Raw genomic sequence first — 18,528 nt, 5'->3', positions numbered from 1 at the left:
ATCCCAATTCAGGCAGTAAGCAATGGATCTGCCTGAGGACGAGCCTTGGGCGAAATGGCCACTCTCCGAGCCCGCCCCCTGCTTGCCCCCCATCAATTGCGTGGAAAAGCGGTCCGATTTGAGAGTTTTTCGGTTCTTGTCTCGATTTCCAATTGAGGAGAAGGGCCATCAGGCACACAGTCGGTTCTCGTGGAATTTCCTCCTAACTTTCTCTTTGGAGTCGCTAATGCCGACCATCAGGTCGAGGCGCATGATCCTGAACGGGAGGACGTTTGGGATTTGTGGGAACGCAGCCAGAACCTGACTCCCCGCAAGCGCGCGGTCGACTTCTGGAACCGCTATCCCGAGGACATCGATCATGCCGCGGAGATGGGCTGCAAGCTCTTCCGCTTCTCCATCGCTTGGGCCCGGGTGCAACCCTCGGCTGACGAGTGGGACGAGGACGCCATCCAGCACTACCGTGAGTTGGCTGAATACATTCGCGACAAGGGCATGAAGGTGATGATCACTCTCGTTCACTTCACCTGGCCGGTGTGGGTCGAGCGCGAGGGCGGCCTGATCGGCCCGGACTTCCCCGACCGCTTTGCCGACTACGCGGAAAAAATGGCGCATCATTTTGGCGATATTGCCGATTACTGGGTGACCTTCAACGAGCCCACCCAGCTGGTCTACGGGTTCATCAAGCCCTGGTGGCAGAACAACTACTACATGCCCCCGGGCCTCCCCGAAGGCACGGGTGCCAATGGCGAAGCAGAAGCGATTGGCAAACTGGTCTATGGGCTCTTTTCCGCCCACGCTCGGGCCCGAGTCCGGATCAAGGGTCTGGACCCAAAAGCCAAGGTGGGCGTCAACCCATTGGTAACGGGCTTCCCCCCCTGGTTGCAAAAGATTCTCGACCATCAACTGCACACCCAGTGGCTGCTCAAAGCAACCTACCGCTTCAGCATGGCCGAACCTCTCATCGCGGGGAAAGGCAAGGTCGACCTCGTGATCGGCGGAATCAATGCGGAGAGCCATGCCAACCTGACCTTCAGTGACCCCTATGTGGTGACGGGAAAGGCGGTGATGACTCTCAATGATGGAAAAATCGGAGAGCTCTCCCAGCTTGCAAACTGCGCCGCCGGCTTTGTTGGTCCGGCCGTGGATCACGCCCTGGCCGCGACCCACCTTCCGGAGAGCTGCCATCTCAGCGCCTTCGCCAGCTACGCGGAAGGACGCAAGGCGCTGCGAGACGGCACGATCCGCGCGCTCTACGGGGATGAGCTTCTTCTCATGCCCCAGCAGCTTGAGAACAAAAAAGACTTTCGCCTCCTCATCTCCGGGTTAACCCGTGAAACCCACTCCATCGGAATGCCGCTTGGACACAACGGTGTGCTGGCGCTACTCAACCGCGTCATCGCGGATTTCAATTGCGAGCAATATGGAGCCTGTTCTCCGGAAAAGCCCGACGAGCCTCATCTGGAGCCCATGCCGCCCGTCTCTCTCGCCGACTACTTTGCCAACGATTCCTTGCCCGGTCCGCGCAAACTCATCGACGGCGAAGGCATCCGGCGCATTCGCCGTCGCGGTCACCTCAAGGTGGGCATCCACGCCGATGCACCTGGAATTTGCCCTTCCTGCCCGGAGGATGGCGTTGAAGTCGAGTTGGTCCGCTCCGTCGCCGAGGCCCTCTTGGGGGACCGAGAGAAGGTGGAGTTCGTCACTATCGATCCGACCAAACCTCTCAAGGTCTTGGAAACTCGAGCCAGCCGCCTGAACTTGCTCTGGCGCTTTGCGGGTGCCGCCGGGCTCATTGCCAATTCCAATTGGTGGTATCTCGGCATCCGGGGACGGTTGCCGGAGAGCCTCTGCCCGGCCGAAGCCCATCGCGCGCAGGATTTTGTCGGGGTCGATTACTATTGGGGCCTCCCCACCACCCGGCTCCATCAATTCAACCGTTTGGTCGAAGCGGGCGAGGGACGGTTCCTCAACGCCCCCGTCTGGCCCGAGGGTCTCGGCCACGCCCTCCGTCGCTATCACCGCTGGTTTCCTGACCAAGAGATCATGATCATCGAGAACGGTTGCGTCCCAATGGCTGATGGCGTCACCCGCCAAGAGTATCTGCGCGCTCACTTGGCGGAGATCTCAAAGGTCTGCCAAGAGGGAGTCCCGGTGACAGGCTATCTCTGCTGGTCGCTCACCTCCAATCGCGAGTGGGGCCATGCCTTCAATCACCAAACCGACTTCGGACTCTATCACGTCGCCCTCGAGACAGACCCCGATCTCAAACGGGTCCCCTCCAAGGAAGTCGGATTCTACAAGGACATCATCGCCGCTCACGCAGCCCATCATCGCAAGGAAAAGTCGTCCGATTCCTAGACTCGACGCTCCGGGATTTTTTCCAAGCATTCCCCCTCGGCCCCTTGCCCCCGGAGGCTTCCTCGCTAACTTCCCATGCATGTCAAAAAGCTTACGTCAGCAAACAGACGCCCAGATTGAAAAGACGCGCCAAGCCAAGCCCGAATTCATGCAGGCCGTCGACGCACTCATGGAATCGGCCCGCGAATTTCAGGAGGGCAAGAAAGCAATCGGAGTCGGAGATACAGCCCCGGACTTTGAACTCCCCAACGCAAATGGAGAACCGGTCTCTCTTTCCAAGCTTTTGGCGGAAGGACCCGTCGTGGTGACCTTCTACCGCGGAGACTGGTGCCCCTACTGTAATCTCGAGCTCCGCGCCCTCCGGGAGAAGATGCCTGACTTTCGCGCTCTGGAAACCCAATTGGTGGCGATAAGCCCTCAAGTCCCGGACCAATCTCTTTCATCCTCTGAAAAGGAGATTCTCCCCTTCGCCGTTCTCTCCGATCAAGACGCTCTCGTGGCTGCCAGATATGGAGTGGCTTGGGAGGTTCCCGCACTACTGCTCGAGCACATGCGCAACGATCGCGACTTGCACTTGGAAAGACTCAATAACGGCAACGGCAAGATTCTCCCCATTCCCGCGACTTTCGTTGTCGACTGCAACGCTCAAGTCATCTGGCAGCATGTGGATGTAGACTATCGCACACGGGCCGAACCAGACGATATCGTCGCCGCGCTTGAGACGCTAAGGGAGAATTCGAAAGGCGGAGTCGGCTCATCTATTTAACGGAAACCCTCAACTTGAAAAATGGGTGCTAGGCACCTCGTTCATAGGGAGATTTAATCGCTCTATGAAACTACCCCTCCTCCTGCTGAGCCTCACGGTCTCGCTCTTTGCGGAAAAGAAGCCGAACATCGTATTCTTCCTCGTCGATGACCTCGGCATCAAGGACCTGTCTTGCGAGGGTTCGACTTTCTACGAGACGCCCAATATCGATCGACTGGCCTCGGAGTCCATGCGCTTCACCAATGGCTACTCCACCTGTCAGGTCTGCTCGCCCTCCCGGGCATCGATTCTAACAGGTCAATATCCTCCCCGCCATGGTATCACCGCCCACATCGGCGCCAAAGTCGGGGAAGACTGGGATCGCAACGACGTCCTTCTTCCCCCCGAATACGTCCTTCATCTCCCCCACGAAGACACCACCCTCGCGGAGGCGCTCAAAGAAGGCGGCTACGCAACCTGGTTCTTTGGCAAATGGCATCTTGGCGATAAAGGCTCTTTCCCCGAAGACCATGGGTTCACTGTCAACGTGGCCGGGAACCACCATGGCTCGCCTCCCGGAGGATTCTTTTCTCCATTCACCAATACGAAAATCGAGAAGAATCCTCCCGCCGGAACTTCGCTTCCCCTATGGCTGGCGGATCAGACCAGCGAGCAAATTGTGAAGCAACAGCAGGAGAATCCCGACCAGCCCTTCCTCGCCTATCTCTCATTCTATTCCGTTCACGCTCCCGTCCAAACCACCCGCGAACTTTGGAAAAAATACCAGGAAAAGGCCGCGCAAACCCCGCACAAGGGCGACCGCTTTCTCGTCGATCGCACCCTTCCGGTTAGACAAGTCCAAGACAGCCCCATCTATGCGGGGATGATGGAGACTCTCGACCAAGCGGTGGCCAAGGTCCTGGATACGATTGAGGCACAGGAACTGGAGAACGACACCATTGTGATCTTCACCGGCGACAACGGCGGGGTGACCGCCGGCGATGCCTATCCGACGGCGGCACTGCCCTTGCGAGGAGGAAAAGGCCGTCAGTGGGAAGGCGGTCTGCGTGCTCCATTTTACGTCAAGGTTCCAGGTCTGACCAAGGCCAACTCCACGAATCCCACCCCAGTTATCGGCACCGACTTCTTCCCCACCCTTCTCGACTTGGCCGGACTCGACCTCATGCCCGAACAACACGCCGACGGAATCTCTCTGAAGCCCCTTCTCGCTGGAAAAGAAATCAAAGACCGCGCCCTCTTCTGGCACTATCCCCACTATGGCAATCAGGGAGGGGAACCTTCATCCATCGTTCGTCAGGGTGATTGGAAACTGATTCAGTATCTCGAGGACAGACGTCTCGAACTCTACAATCTCCGCAACGACATTGGAGAACAAAACGACGTATCCAAAGAAAACCCGGAGACGGTCAAAGCCCTCTTTGCGCTCCTTGAGAAGTTCCAAAAGGATACTGGCGCCACCTTCCCGGAGCAAGACTCACGCTACAATGCGGAAAAGAAAAAGCAGCAACTCCACAACCTCCATACCAAGAAAAAGGAGCAACTCGAGAAACAGCATGCCCGCTATCTCGCCCCTGACTTCCAGCCGAACAAAACCTGGTGGGGTTCTCTCCCTCACGACTAGCGAACAAGTCCATGGATGAAAAAGACAGCAACTCCTTCTTGCCTTCCACCATTCTCAATCGGGGAGCCTCCGGGGTGGAAGAGGAAGTGCTGGAAGCGGCCCGGGAATGCGGGTTGCAGGTTGTGCTGGCCGACTCGCTCCCCGGTGAAAGCGAAGAAGAAACGGTCGCCCGCATGGTCTCGGACTCCGACGCCACCCTGGTCATCCTCAATGAATCCGCAGTCGGCCTAGAGGAAAAATCGCCTCTGAGCCAACAGGCCCTTGAGGTTTGCAAGAAGCTCGAAAAACCCTCCCTGCTCCTCGTGCGAGAAAGCTCGAATCCCGAGGACCTTCTTCACAAATTACGCCTTTGGCTGATTCGGCACCATCCCGACACCTTGCACATCACCGGGCCGACCCTCAGGGAATCCTGCGACGTCGCCAACCTCGCATCCTATCTCCTGCGTCGTCTCATCGGAAAGGTCCCACAGGCAACGCATGACCCTTTTTTAGGATTCGCGTGCGTCGCCACCATCTTGGCCATCATCGGCATTCCGATTCTGGAAAAAGTTTATTTGGAATCCGTCCGCATGGATTTGCTTTGGCCGGTGATTCTGGTTTCCACCGCGTTTGCCATCTGGCGAGGCAGCCTCGGCGCACTTCGATTCTCAATCATCTACTGGGCCCTCAGCGCGATTGGCTCTTCCGTGGAGACGGCCTATCACCTCATCAGATGGGTTCCCTATCGAGCGGAGAAGATTGGTCCTTTCTTTCCCCCAAACGAAAAGGAATTTTGGATCGGCTTGGTTGGACCGGGATTTCTTTCCTTGGGAATCCTACTCCTTCTTTGCCGAGTTCTTCGGTCGAGAAGCATTCAATTGTGGACCAGGAGCACTCGAATTTGGACCGCGGTCGTGTCTCTCTTCATTCTCTTCGGTCTCATAAATGTGACATCCAACCCTCGCGAGGAGGTCTCCCCCGCACTCACCGCCTCACAACGATCCGACTACCAGTTGATCAAAGAGCACTTCAGACAGTACGGCATGGACCGGCGGCCAGCCCAAGAAGAAGAACTGGCGCGCAAGCTCTCAGAGAGCGGCCACATCATTCGAATCACTGCCCACTCCCCATCCCTACTGGGTTGGTCCCTGGGACCTCGGAAACTTCTGCCCATTGAGAAGGGGTCCCAAGTCATCACCCACTATTCAAACGGCGAGACGAAAACAGAGATCGTCGACTCCTTTGGCCCGCTCTGGACAGGTCATAATCGCGGGGAGTTCATCCAGACCCAATCAGGCGACTGGGTTGGGCTCGATGTCGAAATCGGGACTTATACCCCGCGAGAGATGGAGTAGACTTCAATCACTCTCTTGCATCCTTTATTTCGACAGGAATCCCGGACTGCTTCCGTTAGCTCACTCAACCTCTGCAATGAAAATCATCCTCGTTCTCGCCGCCCTCCTTTCGCCCCTAATGGCCTTTAGCTATCCTCCCAAACTGGATACCCGCTCGGAAGTCTATCGCACTGTGGACGACAAGGAGCTGAAAGTTTGGATCTATGGCGAAAGCGATCCCGCGAATCCCAAGCCTGCCATTCTCTTCTTTTTCGGCGGAGGCTGGAAGAGCGGATCTCCAGAACAATTCGCCACCCAATCCCAGCACTTTGCCGAGCGCGGAATGATCGCCATTGTCGCCGACTATCGCGTCAATTCCCGCAATCAGGTCAAAGCGGTCGAATGCGTCAAAGATGCCAAGGCCTGCTTCGCGTGGGTTCGCGAAAACTCGGAGCGCTTGGGAATCCTGCCTGACAAGATTTGCGCTGCCGGGGGTTCCGCTGGTGGTCACCTCGCCGCCGCCACCGGCACCCTTCCCGGTTTCGGCAACGAAGAGCGCCCCAATGCGATGATTCTCTTCAACCCCGGTGCCGTGATGGCCGACTTGGGTGACTGGGAGATGAAAGGCTTCGGAAAAGGCACCGACCTCGGCGTTCCAGCAATGGACCTCTCGCCCGCCCACCACGTGGGCCCCCACACCCCACCGACCCTGATTCTACATGGCGAAAAAGACACCACGGTCCCCTTGGGCTCGGCAAAGGCCTTTGAGAAAGCGATGAAAGACGCCAAGCGCCCCGTCAAGCTGGTGACCTATGAGGGCCAAGGCCACGGATTCTTCAATCGCGGCGAAAGCTACAACGCCACCCTGAAGGAGGCCGATGACTTTCTCGTGGAACTCGGCTGGCTGAAGTAAATTCAGTCTGGACTCTCGACCGAGCTTTCTGGAGTCTCCCCCTCCTCATGGACGACATTAAAATCACCATTCACACCAACAAGGGCGACATCAACATCACCCTCTTCCCCGATGACGCCCCCGTCACGGTCGCCTCTTTTCTTCACCTCGCTTCCAGCGGATTCTACGACGGCCTGACCTTTCACCGGGTCATCTCCAACTTCATGATTCAGGGTGGCTGCTCTTCCGGCACGGGAACAGGTGGCCCTGGCTACAAGTTCGAGTGCGAGTGCAAGCCGAACCGTCGTCACAGCAAGGCTGGCATCCTTTCCATGGCCAACGCGGGACCGAACACCAACGGCTCCCAGTTCTTCATCACCCACGGACCCACTCCCCACCTCGACGGCAAGCACACCGTCTTTGGCGAAACCACCGAGGGTCAGAACGTCATCGACTCCATCCGCAAGGACGACGTGATCAACAGCATCACCATCCACGGCTCGACCGACGAGCTCTTCGCGGCTCAAGCGGACCGGATTGCGGATTGGAAGGCCGCTTCCTAAGTCGTCATCGACGTCACTTTGCCAGCCCGGCGTCGTGAGACTCCGGGCCTTTTCGTGCTTGTTTTTCTCCGGAGGAACAGGACAACTGAGCTATGTTCAAAGCCCTCGTTGCCAGCGGCCTCCTTGTGGCTTTTCTTCCCGCCGAGCCGCCCGCCGACTATTATCAAGCGACAAAAGATCAGCGCGGCGAAGAACTGCGCCAGACCCTGCACGACCTCATCGACGACCATACCGCTCTCGAATACCGCGACACCCGCGAGGCCATCGCCGCCGTTCACGAAGATCCTGAGAACCCCGCGAACCTGATTCAGATCTACACCCGCCGCTCCGTCCCGAAGGTGAAAGTGGACCTGTGGAATCGCGAGCACCTCTGGCCGCGGTCCCGAGGCAATACCGATAAGCGAGGCCCCGATGACACCGACCTTCATCACGTCTATCCCTCCGACTACGATGTCAATGGCAAGCGCGCTTCCCTGCTCTTCGACATCACCCAGCCTCCCCGCCCCGCGAACTTCTGGTCCATGGACGAGGATTCCTTCCAACCTCCCGCTATCGTCGTAGGTGACATCGCGCGCGCTCTTTTCTACATGGCTGTCCGCTATGATGGTTCGGACTTTCAAACCTCCGACCTCACCCTCGTCTCAGCCGATTTCAATGGCGCCGAAATGGGGAACTTGAAGACCCTCTTGCAATGGCATGAGGCCGATCCTCCGGACGCAAATGAGCGGCGACGGAACGACCTCATCTTTGAAAAATTTCAGCACAATCGAAACCCGTTCATCGATCACCCGGAATTTGCGGGCCGCATCTGGGGACTGGAAGCCACCTCTCCGAGCTTTCCCTCCCCTGACAATGATGATAAGATTCCCCCAATATGCGCCGAATCTTCCTCCTCACCATCCTCACCGCACTCAGTTCCTGCGCCGACCGAACCCACCCCGAAGTCGAAGGAGCCAAGTCCAGTGAAACCCTAGCGGCCACCAAACTCGCCCAGAAAAAATCTTCTCCCCCGCCGATTGAGCCCAGGAAGAAGCCCAATCTGGTCGCGGGAAAATACCGTGTCAAAGCAACCCACCACGGCAAAATGTCCTGGTATTCGGTCAAGACCAACGGCGGGACCAAAACGGCATCAGGCCGTAAATTTTCCAACAATGGCGCAACCGCCGCTCACCGAACTCTTCGTTTTGGCACCAAGGTGAGAGTGACCAACTCAAGCAACGGGCGCTCCCAGATAGTGACCATCACGGACCGCGGACCATTCATTAAAGGACGCATCATTGATGTCTCCATCGGCACGGCCCGCAAGCTTGGCTTCGTGAACGCCGGGGTGGTCAACTGCAAGGTCGAGGTTCTGAGCGAACCCTAGGCCTCCTTCTCGCCTCCGAGACTCTCTTTCAAAAGCGGCCAGATCATCAGGGTAGAGATAATCATCAGAGAAGCTCCGATGACGCCCACGAGTTGGGGCGAAAAGGCCGCCGCGACCGTAAAGCCGATGAACGGAGCGGCCGTGCCCCGGCAACCGGTTAGAAAGGTGTGCACGCTCATGTATTCTGCTACGTGTTCAGCCTTTGCAAACTTGGTCACCCACAAGCTCCAGGCCACATTGCCCCCCGCCTTGCCAATCCCGTGCAGCGCCAAGCCGAGGTAGAGAGTCCAAAGCTCGCCGCCGAGAAAGAATACCAAGACCGCCGCGATGAAGAAGAGGTTGATCACCACCCGAACGATGAAAAAGTTCATCCGGTCAAAGACAAAACCCCAGAGTAATACCGTCACCAGGAAGCAGGCTTCGGGCGTAATGGTAGTGATGAAACTCGCCTGATCCGCCCCCAGGCCATAGCCGTAATCCGGATTTGCGATGAACTCGACGAAGATGCTGAAGCAAAGCAAATTGCCAAAACCAAGCACCATCCAGGCAATCAGAATCAGCCGGAAAGGCCGGTCTTCCCGCACATGGCCAAAGGCATCAAAGAGCCTCACCCCCACCGTTTTGCGCAGCTTGATTGGGTCCATCGCCTTCACGCAAATTCCCATCAAGACACAGCTGAGAGAGTAGATCCCCAGCAAGGCCGGGAAATCTCCCGGGTGCTCCCGAAGCCAAAGCCCGAAGCCCAAGGCCGCGAGAACCGCTGCCCCCTTCCGGACCATTCCCGTGACCGCAAAGAGCTGCCCCCGATTGATGTCGGGATAATGGCGACGATAAATCTGGGAAAAGAGCGGTAGCGAAAGCGTCAGCCCCAACTGCGCTACCGAGATTCCCACCAGATAGACCACCAGACTCTCCGGATTGAGCGCTGCTACTAGAAATCCAGTAGCAGACAACCCGGCGATGAAACAAAAGGCATCGTTAATACTGCAGCCGATTCGCCGGATGAACTGCACTACAAAAAGACTCAGCAGCAAGCCCACGCTGGCGGAGGCCACCAACACCGCCTTCTGGGTCTGGCTCGCCCCGAACACGGAGACTGCCAGGAAGACCGCGAAGGTCGTCCCCACAGTTTCAATCACCCCCGCGGGAATGGATCGCAAAAGCTCCAGCCGAAAGGTCCGGACATTCCAATCACTCTCAGCTACGGATTCGGCCACACGCGTCTTCTAACTTCTTGCTCGCTGCAATACCAAGCTCCAGTCACAAAGAAGTGTCACCATGATGGCCGCAACTCCCACATGAAGCACCTGCACCCAGGGATAGACCCCCACTTGCGCGAGAATCACCCCCATCACCATCATGGCGAAGACCAGTCCAGTCATCAGCTTGGCCCGCTTTTCAAAGATTCCCAGCTTCCAAGTCTTCCATCCCACCACACCCATCAGGATCACAATCAGCCAGGAGAAGCTGCGATGCACCAGGTAGACCGCACTCTGCTCCAGCTCCCAGATCCACTGGGAACGAATCTCCCCCTTGTGCGAGCGTGCCAACATATCGGTCAACTCGCGCACTTGCGATCCTAGTATTCCTTCCACCACAACCAGTGCAAGCAGACCCCAGACCAGCGGAGCCACCCGGCGTCCGGACTCAAAGGCCGGTTGGTCACTCACCTCCCGTCGACAGTAGACGAGGATGAAGATCAAAATCATCGCCAGCGCCAAGTGCAGGGTGATGATCCCCGGCTTGAGCCCCGAGTAAACCACCATCGCCCCCATCACGGCATTGACCAGAATGATGAATAGGGAGAGAAAGGAGAGCACAATCATCTTTCGCCGACTCTTTCCCATCGGGAGCAAAAAGGACGTCACGACCGCGCCCAAGGCAAAGAAGCCCACCGGCAAACTCGTCAACCGGTTCACAAATTCGGTCCAAGTGTGCACCGGGTTGAAGTTCTCGAGGATGTGCTCGGGAGTCACCGTCGAAGGGTCGCGTCCAAGCCTCTCGGCCTTTTTCTCAAAGCGCTCATAATTGATTTTACTCAAATCAACCTGTTCGACCTTCCACGGCGGAATCAGCTGTCCCCAACACTTGGGCCAATCTGGACACCCCAGGCCGGCACCAGTTGCCCGCACGATGGCTCCGACAAACACCAGCAAAACCACAAAGGCCAGTACCCCGGTGACCATTCTGCGAAACCACACCTCCCCTTTCGTCATGCGGGGCTACCCTAGCCTAGAAGTGAGCCGCGTCTAGTCAGGATCACGGAGTTTCCACCACCGCCCCGTCAGCTTCCTTGACGGCGTCCTTGAGCTCTTGCACCCGCTCGGTAATGCGGGCTTTATCCTCCTTGCTCATCGCCACTGCCAACCAACGGAAATCTTCACTATTGAGCATCGCGACCTTGATCAACATCGTCAGCGGAACGGCCAGCAGCATGCCGACTGGCCCCCAGAGCCACCCCCAAAACATCACCGACAGAATCACCATCAGGGTGGAAAGGCCAAAGCGTGATCCCATCATCATGGGCTCCACGAAGTTCCCGAGGAAAACGTTGATAGCGGTATAACCCGTCGCTACCGCCATCGCCTGCGGGCCTCCACTAACGATGAGCGCGAGGATAGTTGGCGGCACCCCGGCGATGACGGAGCCCACCACCGGAATGTAGTTGAGGGCGTAAGCCAAGATACCCCACAAAATGAAGAAATCGAGATCCGCCACCCAGCAAAGAAAGCCCGCGAGGAAACCGGTAATGAGGCTGATCACGGTCTTGATTCCCAGAAAGCGCTGAATATCCCGCGTGGCACTGAAGAGGCGCTCGAAGTCCGGCCCTTTCGCTTCGCAAATCGCATTGAGGCGGCGACCATACATGCGGGCCTCGGTCAGCATGAAAATCGTCATTAGCATCACGAAGAAGGAAGTCCCGAAGAACGACGCCACCCGGCCAACCACCCCGGTGCTCAAGCTCCAGACCTGGCCGAAATCGATTTGCTCCAACTGGTCGAGAGCTTTGGTGCGGAAATAGTTGTCGACGGTTTCGCGAGCATTTTCAAAATTCCGCTTCTCCAACTGGTCCACGATGAACAGAGAAACATCGCCAATCTTTTGCTCGACCAAGCTTTTGTAGGACTCCGGATCATTCGCGCCGGTCCCCGTCCACTTGTCACCAAAGTCCCCGACTAGAATCACCGCAATCACCACCACACCAGCCAGGAAGGCAAAGTCCACCAAGACCGTCAGCAGCACCGCCAGCCAGCGGGGCGCGCGATGCTCCCGCAGCCAATTGGTGATCGGGAAAGATACGGTGGCGATAAAGAAAGCCAGCAGAACAGGGACGAAGATGCTCGCGGCAGCCTTCAGGCCCGCGATGACGATCACGGTGCATGCAATCAGGAAGACGAGCTTGAGCCCTCCACTTGCTTCCCCGTAGCCTCCTTTGTTTAACATCATATCTCGTCCCCCGGCAGTTTAACCTAGATTCGCGTCTTCCACCAACGACTTCGTGCAGGAATTTTGTTCCGATTTTCCACCGGATTCCCTACTGCTAGTCCGCGCGCCGCCCCGCCGACTCTTGCCCATGAAACTTGCCCGCCTCCCTGATGGTTCTCCCGAAGTCTTTCGCACTCTCCAAGGCGAAGGACCTTCCATGGGCTGTCCGGCGGTCTTTCTCCGGCTCTCGCTCTGCAACCTCCACTGCGTTTGGTGCGACACCCCCTTCACCTGGAACTGGGAGGGCACCCCTTGGCCGCATCTCGACAAACGAAAATTCAGCAAGTCCGATTACATCGTCGAACAGACCCCAGCAGAACTCACGGCCACCCTCGAGTCCGCCAGCCGCCCGGGCGATCGCCTGGTCATCACCGGCGGAGAACCACTTCTGCAGCAAGGCGAATTGTCCGCACTGGTCACGCTTCTCTCCCCGAATTTTTCGGCAATCGAGATTGAAACCAACGGCACCCAACTTCCCATTCCCGCTCTCGACTCACACATCGCGCAATACAACGTGTCGCCCAAGCTCGCGAATTCCCAAAATGCGCCAGAACTTCGGATTCAGGAAAAAGCGATGAAGTTCTTCGCGACCTGCGAACGGGCCTTTTTCAAGTTTGTCGTGGTTTCCCAAAGTGATCTCAAAGAGGTCGAAGAGCTCCAGCAACGTTTCGAGATTCCCGCCAGCCGGATCTTACTCATGCCCGAGGGGCGCTCTGCGGAAGCCCTCGCGAAAAGCCGCTCCTGGTTGGCCCAAGAATGCCTCGACCACGGATACCGTCTGACCGACCGCCTGCACGTGCAGCTCTGGGGAGACGAGCGCGCAAAGTGAAGCCGTTCTCTCAATCACCCCACCGGCTCGGCGGCAGTCTGGCAGTTCCAACACTCAGACATCGAGTCCGGAACCGACTCCTTGCAAGAAGGACAGGTCCAGTCCTCACCCAACGGTCGTTTCTCGTCTTCGAGAAAGGTTGAAACGATCTGCAAGGCGCGCTCCTCGTCCTCTTCGTTGACCACACAAATCGCAGGATAGAACTCCGGAATCGGGATCTCGGAGAGCCCCGACATGGTCAGATTCCGGTTGCGGAGGAAAATCTCAATCCCCGCTTCAGTGAGAATCGACTCCAAGAGCCCCACCTTGGCGTGGTCATGATGCCGAAAGAGCTCCTTCATGGATTCACTCTCGGTCGTCCAACACGCTCTTGCCAATCAAAACCCCTCCTCCGATGCAGAAAACAGTCCCTCCGACCAGTCCGATCGACAAACCGACCGGACCTTCCAAAGGACCGTTTCCAGCCAATAGATAAATCAGCAGCCCCAATACCAAAGCTATAATCCCTGCGATTCGCTTAAGCATCAGGACTCGACTTGAGAACTACTTCTTCGCCGCGCGCATCTGCTTGTCGTAGATCGCTTGCTGGATTGGGGACATGGGACGGCGGGCCGCAGGTTTGTCTGCCGGCTTTGGCTTACTGTTAGAATTGGTCCCAAATATCCGACCAGCAGCACTATTCACTCTTGGCTCATAGGGACGAGCATCGAACTGCTGCCGAGCCTCTCCACTCAGATTGCTACCGTAATCGTAGACGTCCTGATATTGGTTGATTGCGACTTTGCCATCTACTATGGTTGGACGGATCATAATCACCAACTCAGAGCGTCGAAAGCTATCATCATTACTCTTGAAAAGGTTACCGAGCAAAGGAATAGAACGCAGAATAGGCACCCCGCTGTCAGTAGCGGTAACATCCTCTTCGATCAACCCACCCAGCAAGACTGCAGATCCGACAGGGACAGTAACGATGGTGTCAAGTTGGTCCGACAACAAGTCGGGAATGGTGAGTTCCCCGACGTCACGGTCTTCCCCGACCGTGTCGCGTACAATTGAAATCTCGAGTGTTATTTCATCTGCCGAATTCACCAAAGGACGGACGAGCAACTCAAGGGCAACATCACGGTACTCAACGTTAGTTGACTGGCCACTCGACCCGTTTAGCCCTTGGAAAGTATTAGTCGGAATCGCAATTTGCGTTCCCGAAGAAATGCGAGCTTCTTTGTTGTTGGTCGTAAATATGGTCGGGCGAGCAAAGGCCTGGAAATTGGTGTAAGTCTCCAAAGCATTTACAAAGACACCAAAATCACCACTCAAACCACCAGCGGCCAATCCAGCGCCCGGAGTCACGAGGTTCGCGAATTGGGTAATGGAGTTGCTCTCGATTATACCACCACCACCACCGTTATTGGTGGCAAAACCTACACCATTTCCATTGAGCAACTGGCCTAGGTTGACCCCGAAGGTCAATCCATCAGTAACCGAGTAGCGGCCAAAAACAGCTGAAATCGCGACCTGCTCGTTCTTCACATCTAACTTTTCAATCAAGTTCTCCACCAATTCAATGTGATGGGGCGGACCTTGCACGATGATGCTGTTGGCCACGTTATCGCTCACCAACAGAGTTTTCCCGACCAAAATACTTTCCGGTTGAGTCGGACGGTCCGCGCCATTCAATGCTGCAGAACCGCCACTTCCTCCTCCAGAAGAACCACCGAATCCGCTGCTGGAATTCGTGCTGCGGCTGTTGCTGTTGGTATTGTTGTTACCCAAACTGCGGTTGTTGGCATTGGAAGTTGAACGATTGTTGCCACCAGTTGCCGAGCCGCCTGTGCCGGCAGAATCTCCCAAAGTACTGGAGATCGCGGTCTCTGCGATTGGGATGAACTCGTAGACGGGGAGATACTTGAGCTTACGCACCAGGAAGTTGCGGTCGCTGGTTTTCACATCCCATTGCTCGATCAACTGCTTGATGAAAACGAGGTCCACCGGGCGCCCCATCAGGAAAATCCGGTTGGTCCGGCTGTCAGGAGTGATGGTGGGAGGATTCTCTTCTCCGCCCGCATCTCCGCCCCCGCCGGCAGCATTGTTGGCAAGGCCGGGGATAGGAGGAGTATTCGGAGTCGCCTGCTGACGCTGCACCCGCGCCGAGTTGGATTGGGACTGCTGGGCGTTGAACATCTCATTGAGCTGGTCCGCGAGCTCTTGCACATCGGCATACTCAACCTCAACCCATGCGGTGCCCACTTGCGCCGAAGGAACATCAATCTCGTTTTTGAGCTTCAACAGAGCCTGAATGAGATTCGCCTTTTCCGTGATGATCAGGGATGAAGCATTGCGCACTTCCGCGATCGTTCCACCGGGACGGAACTGGCCAAACACCTGGGTGAAAGCTCGCTGAGCTTCCTCGGGCTTGAGATATTGAAACTTCATGACGTAGGAAACCACTCCGGTCTCCAACGCCAACTGGGCGGGGTCGGTGACGATTCGGACGGGCTCGGCGGTCTGAGGTCCCCCGCCCTGCTGATTCGCTCCCAGCAAGGTAACGATGTCAGGATTCCGCAGCGAAGTATTCAACTGGTAACCTTCCAAAAGAAGATACTGCTCGAGTAGTTCTGCCACCTCCCGATTGGTCATTCCTCCCGCCTGCATGAAGGAGAACTGCACATCCTTGAGCGCGGTCGGAATCAGCACCCGCTTTCCAGTCGCACTCTGATAAACATACATTAGCTCGGCAGCAGTGGCGGTCGGGAATTCCAATCCTCCTGGAAACGGATCGTCGGGATTGGGCTTCGACAATAGCTGGGTTGCGTTCTGAGGGAGAGGATCACCCTCGGGCTCTTCTCCCGCAATCCCTGGAATCGGAGGCAATGCCGGCCGGGGAGGATTCTGCGCTGCAAGGAATCCGCTGACGGCGAGACTCAGGACTAAATACTTCGAAATGGACATGATAGATTAATTCTTGGGAGGAACTGGGACGCGACGAACACGAGGGGTGGCTTGCTTGGTGTTGCCACTTCTTTGATTATTGTTATTGCTGGTGGGAATGGGTGGCTGGGCCTGCTTTTGATTTTGTTGGGCCGCTCTTTGCGCAGCTGCCATTTGCGCCTTGTTCTGTTGGGCTACGGCTGGTGGTTGCTGCACGACAAGGAACTTCTCCTCGTAACCAATCCACTTCTTTTTCCCCGCGAGCTCCACGAGCACTTCACTCGACATGTAATTGGCGGGATCGCGCTTCACATCGAGGATTCGGAAACCCTTTTTATTTGGAATTCCCGGTCCAATGGCGACCCGGGCTTTTGGGTCCTTGGTATTGATCAAGCTCACCAAGTAGCCCTGACTGGATTGGGTCCAACCACCAAGCACGTAGTCATCGAGTTCACTCGGAGGCTCTTCCGTTCCTGGCCCCACAACCTCGGGCTGGTCAGTAATCAAGGAATTTTCCCAAAGCTGGCGATACTTCGTCAGCGGCTCCTTGCGGGGAGCCTGGGCCGCGATACAGGCGACTGAGGCGATGAGAAATGTCAGAGTAAGTTTCATATTTGATCTCCTTCCGGTACGAACCATTGGTCTAGATAGATGCGGCAGTCTGCCCGCTCGGCGTCGTCGCGCTGGGGCTCCAGCTTGACAAAAGTAACAACCCGAAATTCGTTGGGATTATGAAGACGATCCAACCACCGATAAATTGAGGCCTCGGTTCCATTGACTTCCATATCGTAACGAGCCCGATGATAGTGAAGATTCGGGTCAATCACTCCGTCAACGAAACCCTCCTTCTTAATTTTCAAACCCGCTCGCACCGCTTCATTGGAAGCCAATTGCTGCATTCGAGTCTTCATTTTCCCTTCGGAAGTCGGCTTGGGCTCGAAGCGGTTGAGCCACTCTTGATCTTTGGCCACCGCATCCAAGACGGCCCCCATTCCCTCGTTCGCCTCGGCTTTCTGTTCGGCGCTTTCCATCGTGGCCTGCATTTCGGCCATTTTGGGTGCATACCAAACTCGGTAGGCCAAAAAGTTGACCACCAGGAAGGCCATCACCACCAGCAGGATGAGTAAATTTCGTTCGCGTGAAGTCATTAGAATTTAAAGCGCAAGGCTTGTTTCATAGATAAAGCTCCAGGCGCCAGTATTTGTCTGTCGAGGGCTCTTAATACTCCACTCAAAGCTCGAAAAGTAGTCGCTCTTCTTCAGGTTTTCGCCGAATTCCAAAGCTTGCTCAGGGGCAGTGCTTTCCCCTTCAAGAATCATGAAGCGCTTGAGAGAGGCCCCTTGGCCCGCCTGGAACTGCACTTCGTTGTGCATCTCCGCCACCTTGATGCGCAGGCCGTCTTTGGGCGCAGCTTGATAAGCGCGGAAATACTGTTCGATAGGCCAATACTCGTTCTCCACCACCGGCTGGAGTTCATCCCATTTTGAAGTGAACCGCGCGACCTCCTCGGCCACCGGATTGGACGCCGCGGCACGCTTCTCCGCGATCTCCGTGCGGGTCTTGGCATCATTAAACTTGTAGGTTAAAAATCCGATGAGACCGAGGTAAGCGATCACTCCCGCCGCCACTGCCAATTTGGTTTGTCGTGCTTTCTGCATCGCCACCCGCTCCGCACGAATATCCGCCGGAAGGAGGTGACTCACGACCTCGGGGATTCGAGGCGAGGGCTTGCGCACGGCCTGCACATCGAGCTCAAGATATTTGCTCAGCGCCGCCTGGCTTTCGTCGGAGGGAGGAAATTCCCCTTCTCCAGTCCAGATTTCGCACTTTTCCAATGTCGCGGACAGCACTTCCTGCATGGAAAGCTGCGCCGTTCCCAGCGCCACTTCGCGGGCCAATTGCTGGTCGAAAAGAGCACCCGGCAAGGCCTGGAAATAGACGGTCTGTCCTTTGGCGTCGGAAACCGCAAAAACCCAGCGACCGAACTCGCGCCACAGCACCACTGCATTAGGCGGCATGGGGAGACATCGGGCGGAAATATCAAAGGCCTTGGGCGACTTCTTGGGAAGCCCTCCTTCAGGCGGGGGCGAAAGCACAACGGGAAGTAGCAGAGCTTCTTCCTCGTCGGTCCGCAGGGTGAAACAATCACTCAGGGAACCCGCCGCATCACTGGCTCGCAAGCCACTCCGCTCCAAATGAAGGTCGGCCAAGTCGCGGAACATTTCCTTATCCCCGGTAGCAGCAACAAAGGGAGCCGCCGAGACGTCGCGGACCGGAAAAGCCATCGTCAAATTGCCCCCAGGTACTCCATCGACGGAAAGCGCCTCCCGCTCGGCCGTGGCTTTCAAGAGGCTTAAGGATTCATTCCCACGCCAAATTTCCCAGCCTTCGGCCCCTGGGAAGAGG

17 protein-coding genes are annotated in these 18,528 nt (G+C 56.6%); 9 read left to right on the top strand and 8 right to left on the bottom strand.

The features are described 5' to 3' along the window. The first annotated feature begins 189 nt into the window (after positions 1-189). The 8 genes from IE099_RS08415 to IE099_RS08380 all read left to right on the top strand — a co-directional run bounded on the left by IE099_RS08415 (position 190) and on the right by IE099_RS08380 (position 8,879). A complete protein-coding gene (locus tag IE099_RS08415) occupies positions 190-2,358 on the top strand; it encodes a family 1 glycosylhydrolase (RefSeq protein ID WP_189569472.1) in 2,169 nt (722 codons plus the stop codon). A gap of 79 nt (positions 2,359-2,437) precedes the next feature. Then, positions 2,438-3,124 carry a peroxiredoxin-like family protein gene (locus IE099_RS08410; RefSeq protein WP_189569471.1) on the top strand — a complete coding sequence of 229 codons (687 nt, stop codon included), beginning with the start codon at positions 2,438-2,440 and terminating at the stop codon, positions 3,122-3,124. A gap of 64 nt (positions 3,125-3,188) precedes the next feature. Further along, complete coding sequence (locus tag IE099_RS08405) at positions 3,189-4,745, top strand: sulfatase (protein WP_189569470.1); 1,557 nt, start codon at positions 3,189-3,191, stop codon at positions 4,743-4,745. Positions 4,746-4,756: 11 nt separating this feature from the next. Continuing rightward, positions 4,757-6,079: a putative molybdenum carrier protein gene (locus IE099_RS08400; protein ID WP_189569469.1), complete on the top strand. Its 1,323-nt coding sequence runs from the start codon at positions 4,757-4,759 to the stop codon at positions 6,077-6,079. A gap of 76 nt (positions 6,080-6,155) precedes the next feature. After that, on the top strand, positions 6,156-6,971 hold the full coding sequence (locus IE099_RS08395; protein ID WP_189569468.1) for an alpha/beta hydrolase: 816 nt from the start codon (positions 6,156-6,158) through the stop codon (positions 6,969-6,971). A gap of 47 nt (positions 6,972-7,018) precedes the next feature. Further along, positions 7,019-7,513, top strand: coding sequence for a peptidylprolyl isomerase (locus IE099_RS08390; protein WP_189569467.1), 495 nt, complete (start codon positions 7,019-7,021; stop codon positions 7,511-7,513). A gap of 92 nt (positions 7,514-7,605) precedes the next feature. Then, a complete protein-coding gene (locus tag IE099_RS08385; RefSeq protein WP_189569466.1) occupies positions 7,606-8,487 on the top strand; it encodes an endonuclease I family protein in 882 nt (293 codons plus the stop codon). Further along, positions 8,388-8,879, top strand: coding sequence for a septal ring lytic transglycosylase RlpA family protein (locus IE099_RS08380; protein ID WP_189569465.1), 492 nt, complete (start codon positions 8,388-8,390; stop codon positions 8,877-8,879). The genes IE099_RS08385 and IE099_RS08380 overlap by 100 nt, the downstream gene beginning before the upstream one ends. Here IE099_RS08380 and IE099_RS08375 read toward each other — a convergent pair. Genes IE099_RS08375 through IE099_RS08365 form a run of 3 tightly spaced genes read right to left on the bottom strand, consistent with a single transcriptional unit; the run spans position 8,876 to position 12,326 of the window. Further along, complete coding sequence (locus tag IE099_RS08375) at positions 8,876-10,096, bottom strand: MFS transporter (protein ID WP_189569464.1); 1,221 nt, start codon at positions 10,094-10,096, stop codon at positions 8,876-8,878. The two genes, IE099_RS08380 and IE099_RS08375, sit on opposite strands and share 4 nt — an antisense overlap. A 9-nt stretch (positions 10,097-10,105) precedes the next feature. Beyond that, positions 10,106-11,095, bottom strand: coding sequence for a COX15/CtaA family protein (locus IE099_RS08370; RefSeq protein WP_189569463.1), 990 nt, complete (start codon positions 11,093-11,095; stop codon positions 10,106-10,108). A gap of 43 nt (positions 11,096-11,138) precedes the next feature. Next, entirely contained in the window at positions 11,139-12,326 is a 1,188-nt protein-coding gene (locus IE099_RS08365; RefSeq protein ID WP_229809446.1) for an AI-2E family transporter, read from the bottom strand. Between the two features lie 127 nt (positions 12,327-12,453). Between IE099_RS08365 and IE099_RS08360 the strand changes: the two genes are divergently transcribed. Continuing rightward, complete coding sequence (locus IE099_RS08360; protein WP_189569462.1) at positions 12,454-13,194, top strand: 7-carboxy-7-deazaguanine synthase QueE; 741 nt, start codon at positions 12,454-12,456, stop codon at positions 13,192-13,194. 14 nt (positions 13,195-13,208) lie between these two features. Here IE099_RS08360 and IE099_RS08355 read toward each other — a convergent pair whose 3' ends face one another. From IE099_RS08355 to IE099_RS08335, 5 genes are all read right to left on the bottom strand, one after another. Next, the gene (locus IE099_RS08355; RefSeq protein WP_189569461.1) at positions 13,209-13,535 is read right to left on the bottom strand and encodes a putative signal transducing protein; all 327 of its coding nucleotides are present in this window, start codon (positions 13,533-13,535) and stop codon (positions 13,209-13,211) included. A 202-nt stretch (positions 13,536-13,737) separates the two neighbouring features. Beyond that, positions 13,738-16,143, bottom strand: a complete 2,406-nt coding sequence (locus tag IE099_RS08350; protein ID WP_189569460.1) for a secretin N-terminal domain-containing protein — start codon at positions 16,141-16,143, stop codon at positions 13,738-13,740. Positions 16,144-16,149: 6 nt separating this feature from the next. After that, positions 16,150-16,734: a hypothetical protein gene (locus IE099_RS08345; RefSeq protein ID WP_189569459.1), complete on the bottom strand. Its 585-nt coding sequence runs from the start codon at positions 16,732-16,734 to the stop codon at positions 16,150-16,152. Next, positions 16,731-17,270 carry a hypothetical protein gene (locus tag IE099_RS08340; RefSeq protein ID WP_189569458.1) on the bottom strand — a complete coding sequence of 180 codons (540 nt, stop codon included), beginning with the start codon at positions 17,268-17,270 and terminating at the stop codon, positions 16,731-16,733. Before IE099_RS08340 ends, IE099_RS08345 begins: the two co-directional genes overlap by 4 nt. A gap of 6 nt (positions 17,271-17,276) precedes the next feature. Further along, positions 17,277-18,470, bottom strand: coding sequence for a hypothetical protein (locus IE099_RS08335; RefSeq protein WP_189569457.1), 1,194 nt, complete (start codon positions 18,468-18,470; stop codon positions 17,277-17,279). Between the last annotated feature and the right edge of the window lie 58 nt (positions 18,471-18,528).

The sequence above is a fragment of the Roseibacillus persicicus genome (assembly GCF_014651675.1).
Taxonomy (GTDB): Bacteria; Verrucomicrobiota; Verrucomicrobiia; order Verrucomicrobiales; family Akkermansiaceae; genus Roseibacillus; species Roseibacillus persicicus.
The sequence above is the reverse complement of the archived record's forward strand: the minus strand, read 5'-3'. Positions and strand labels throughout refer to the sequence as shown.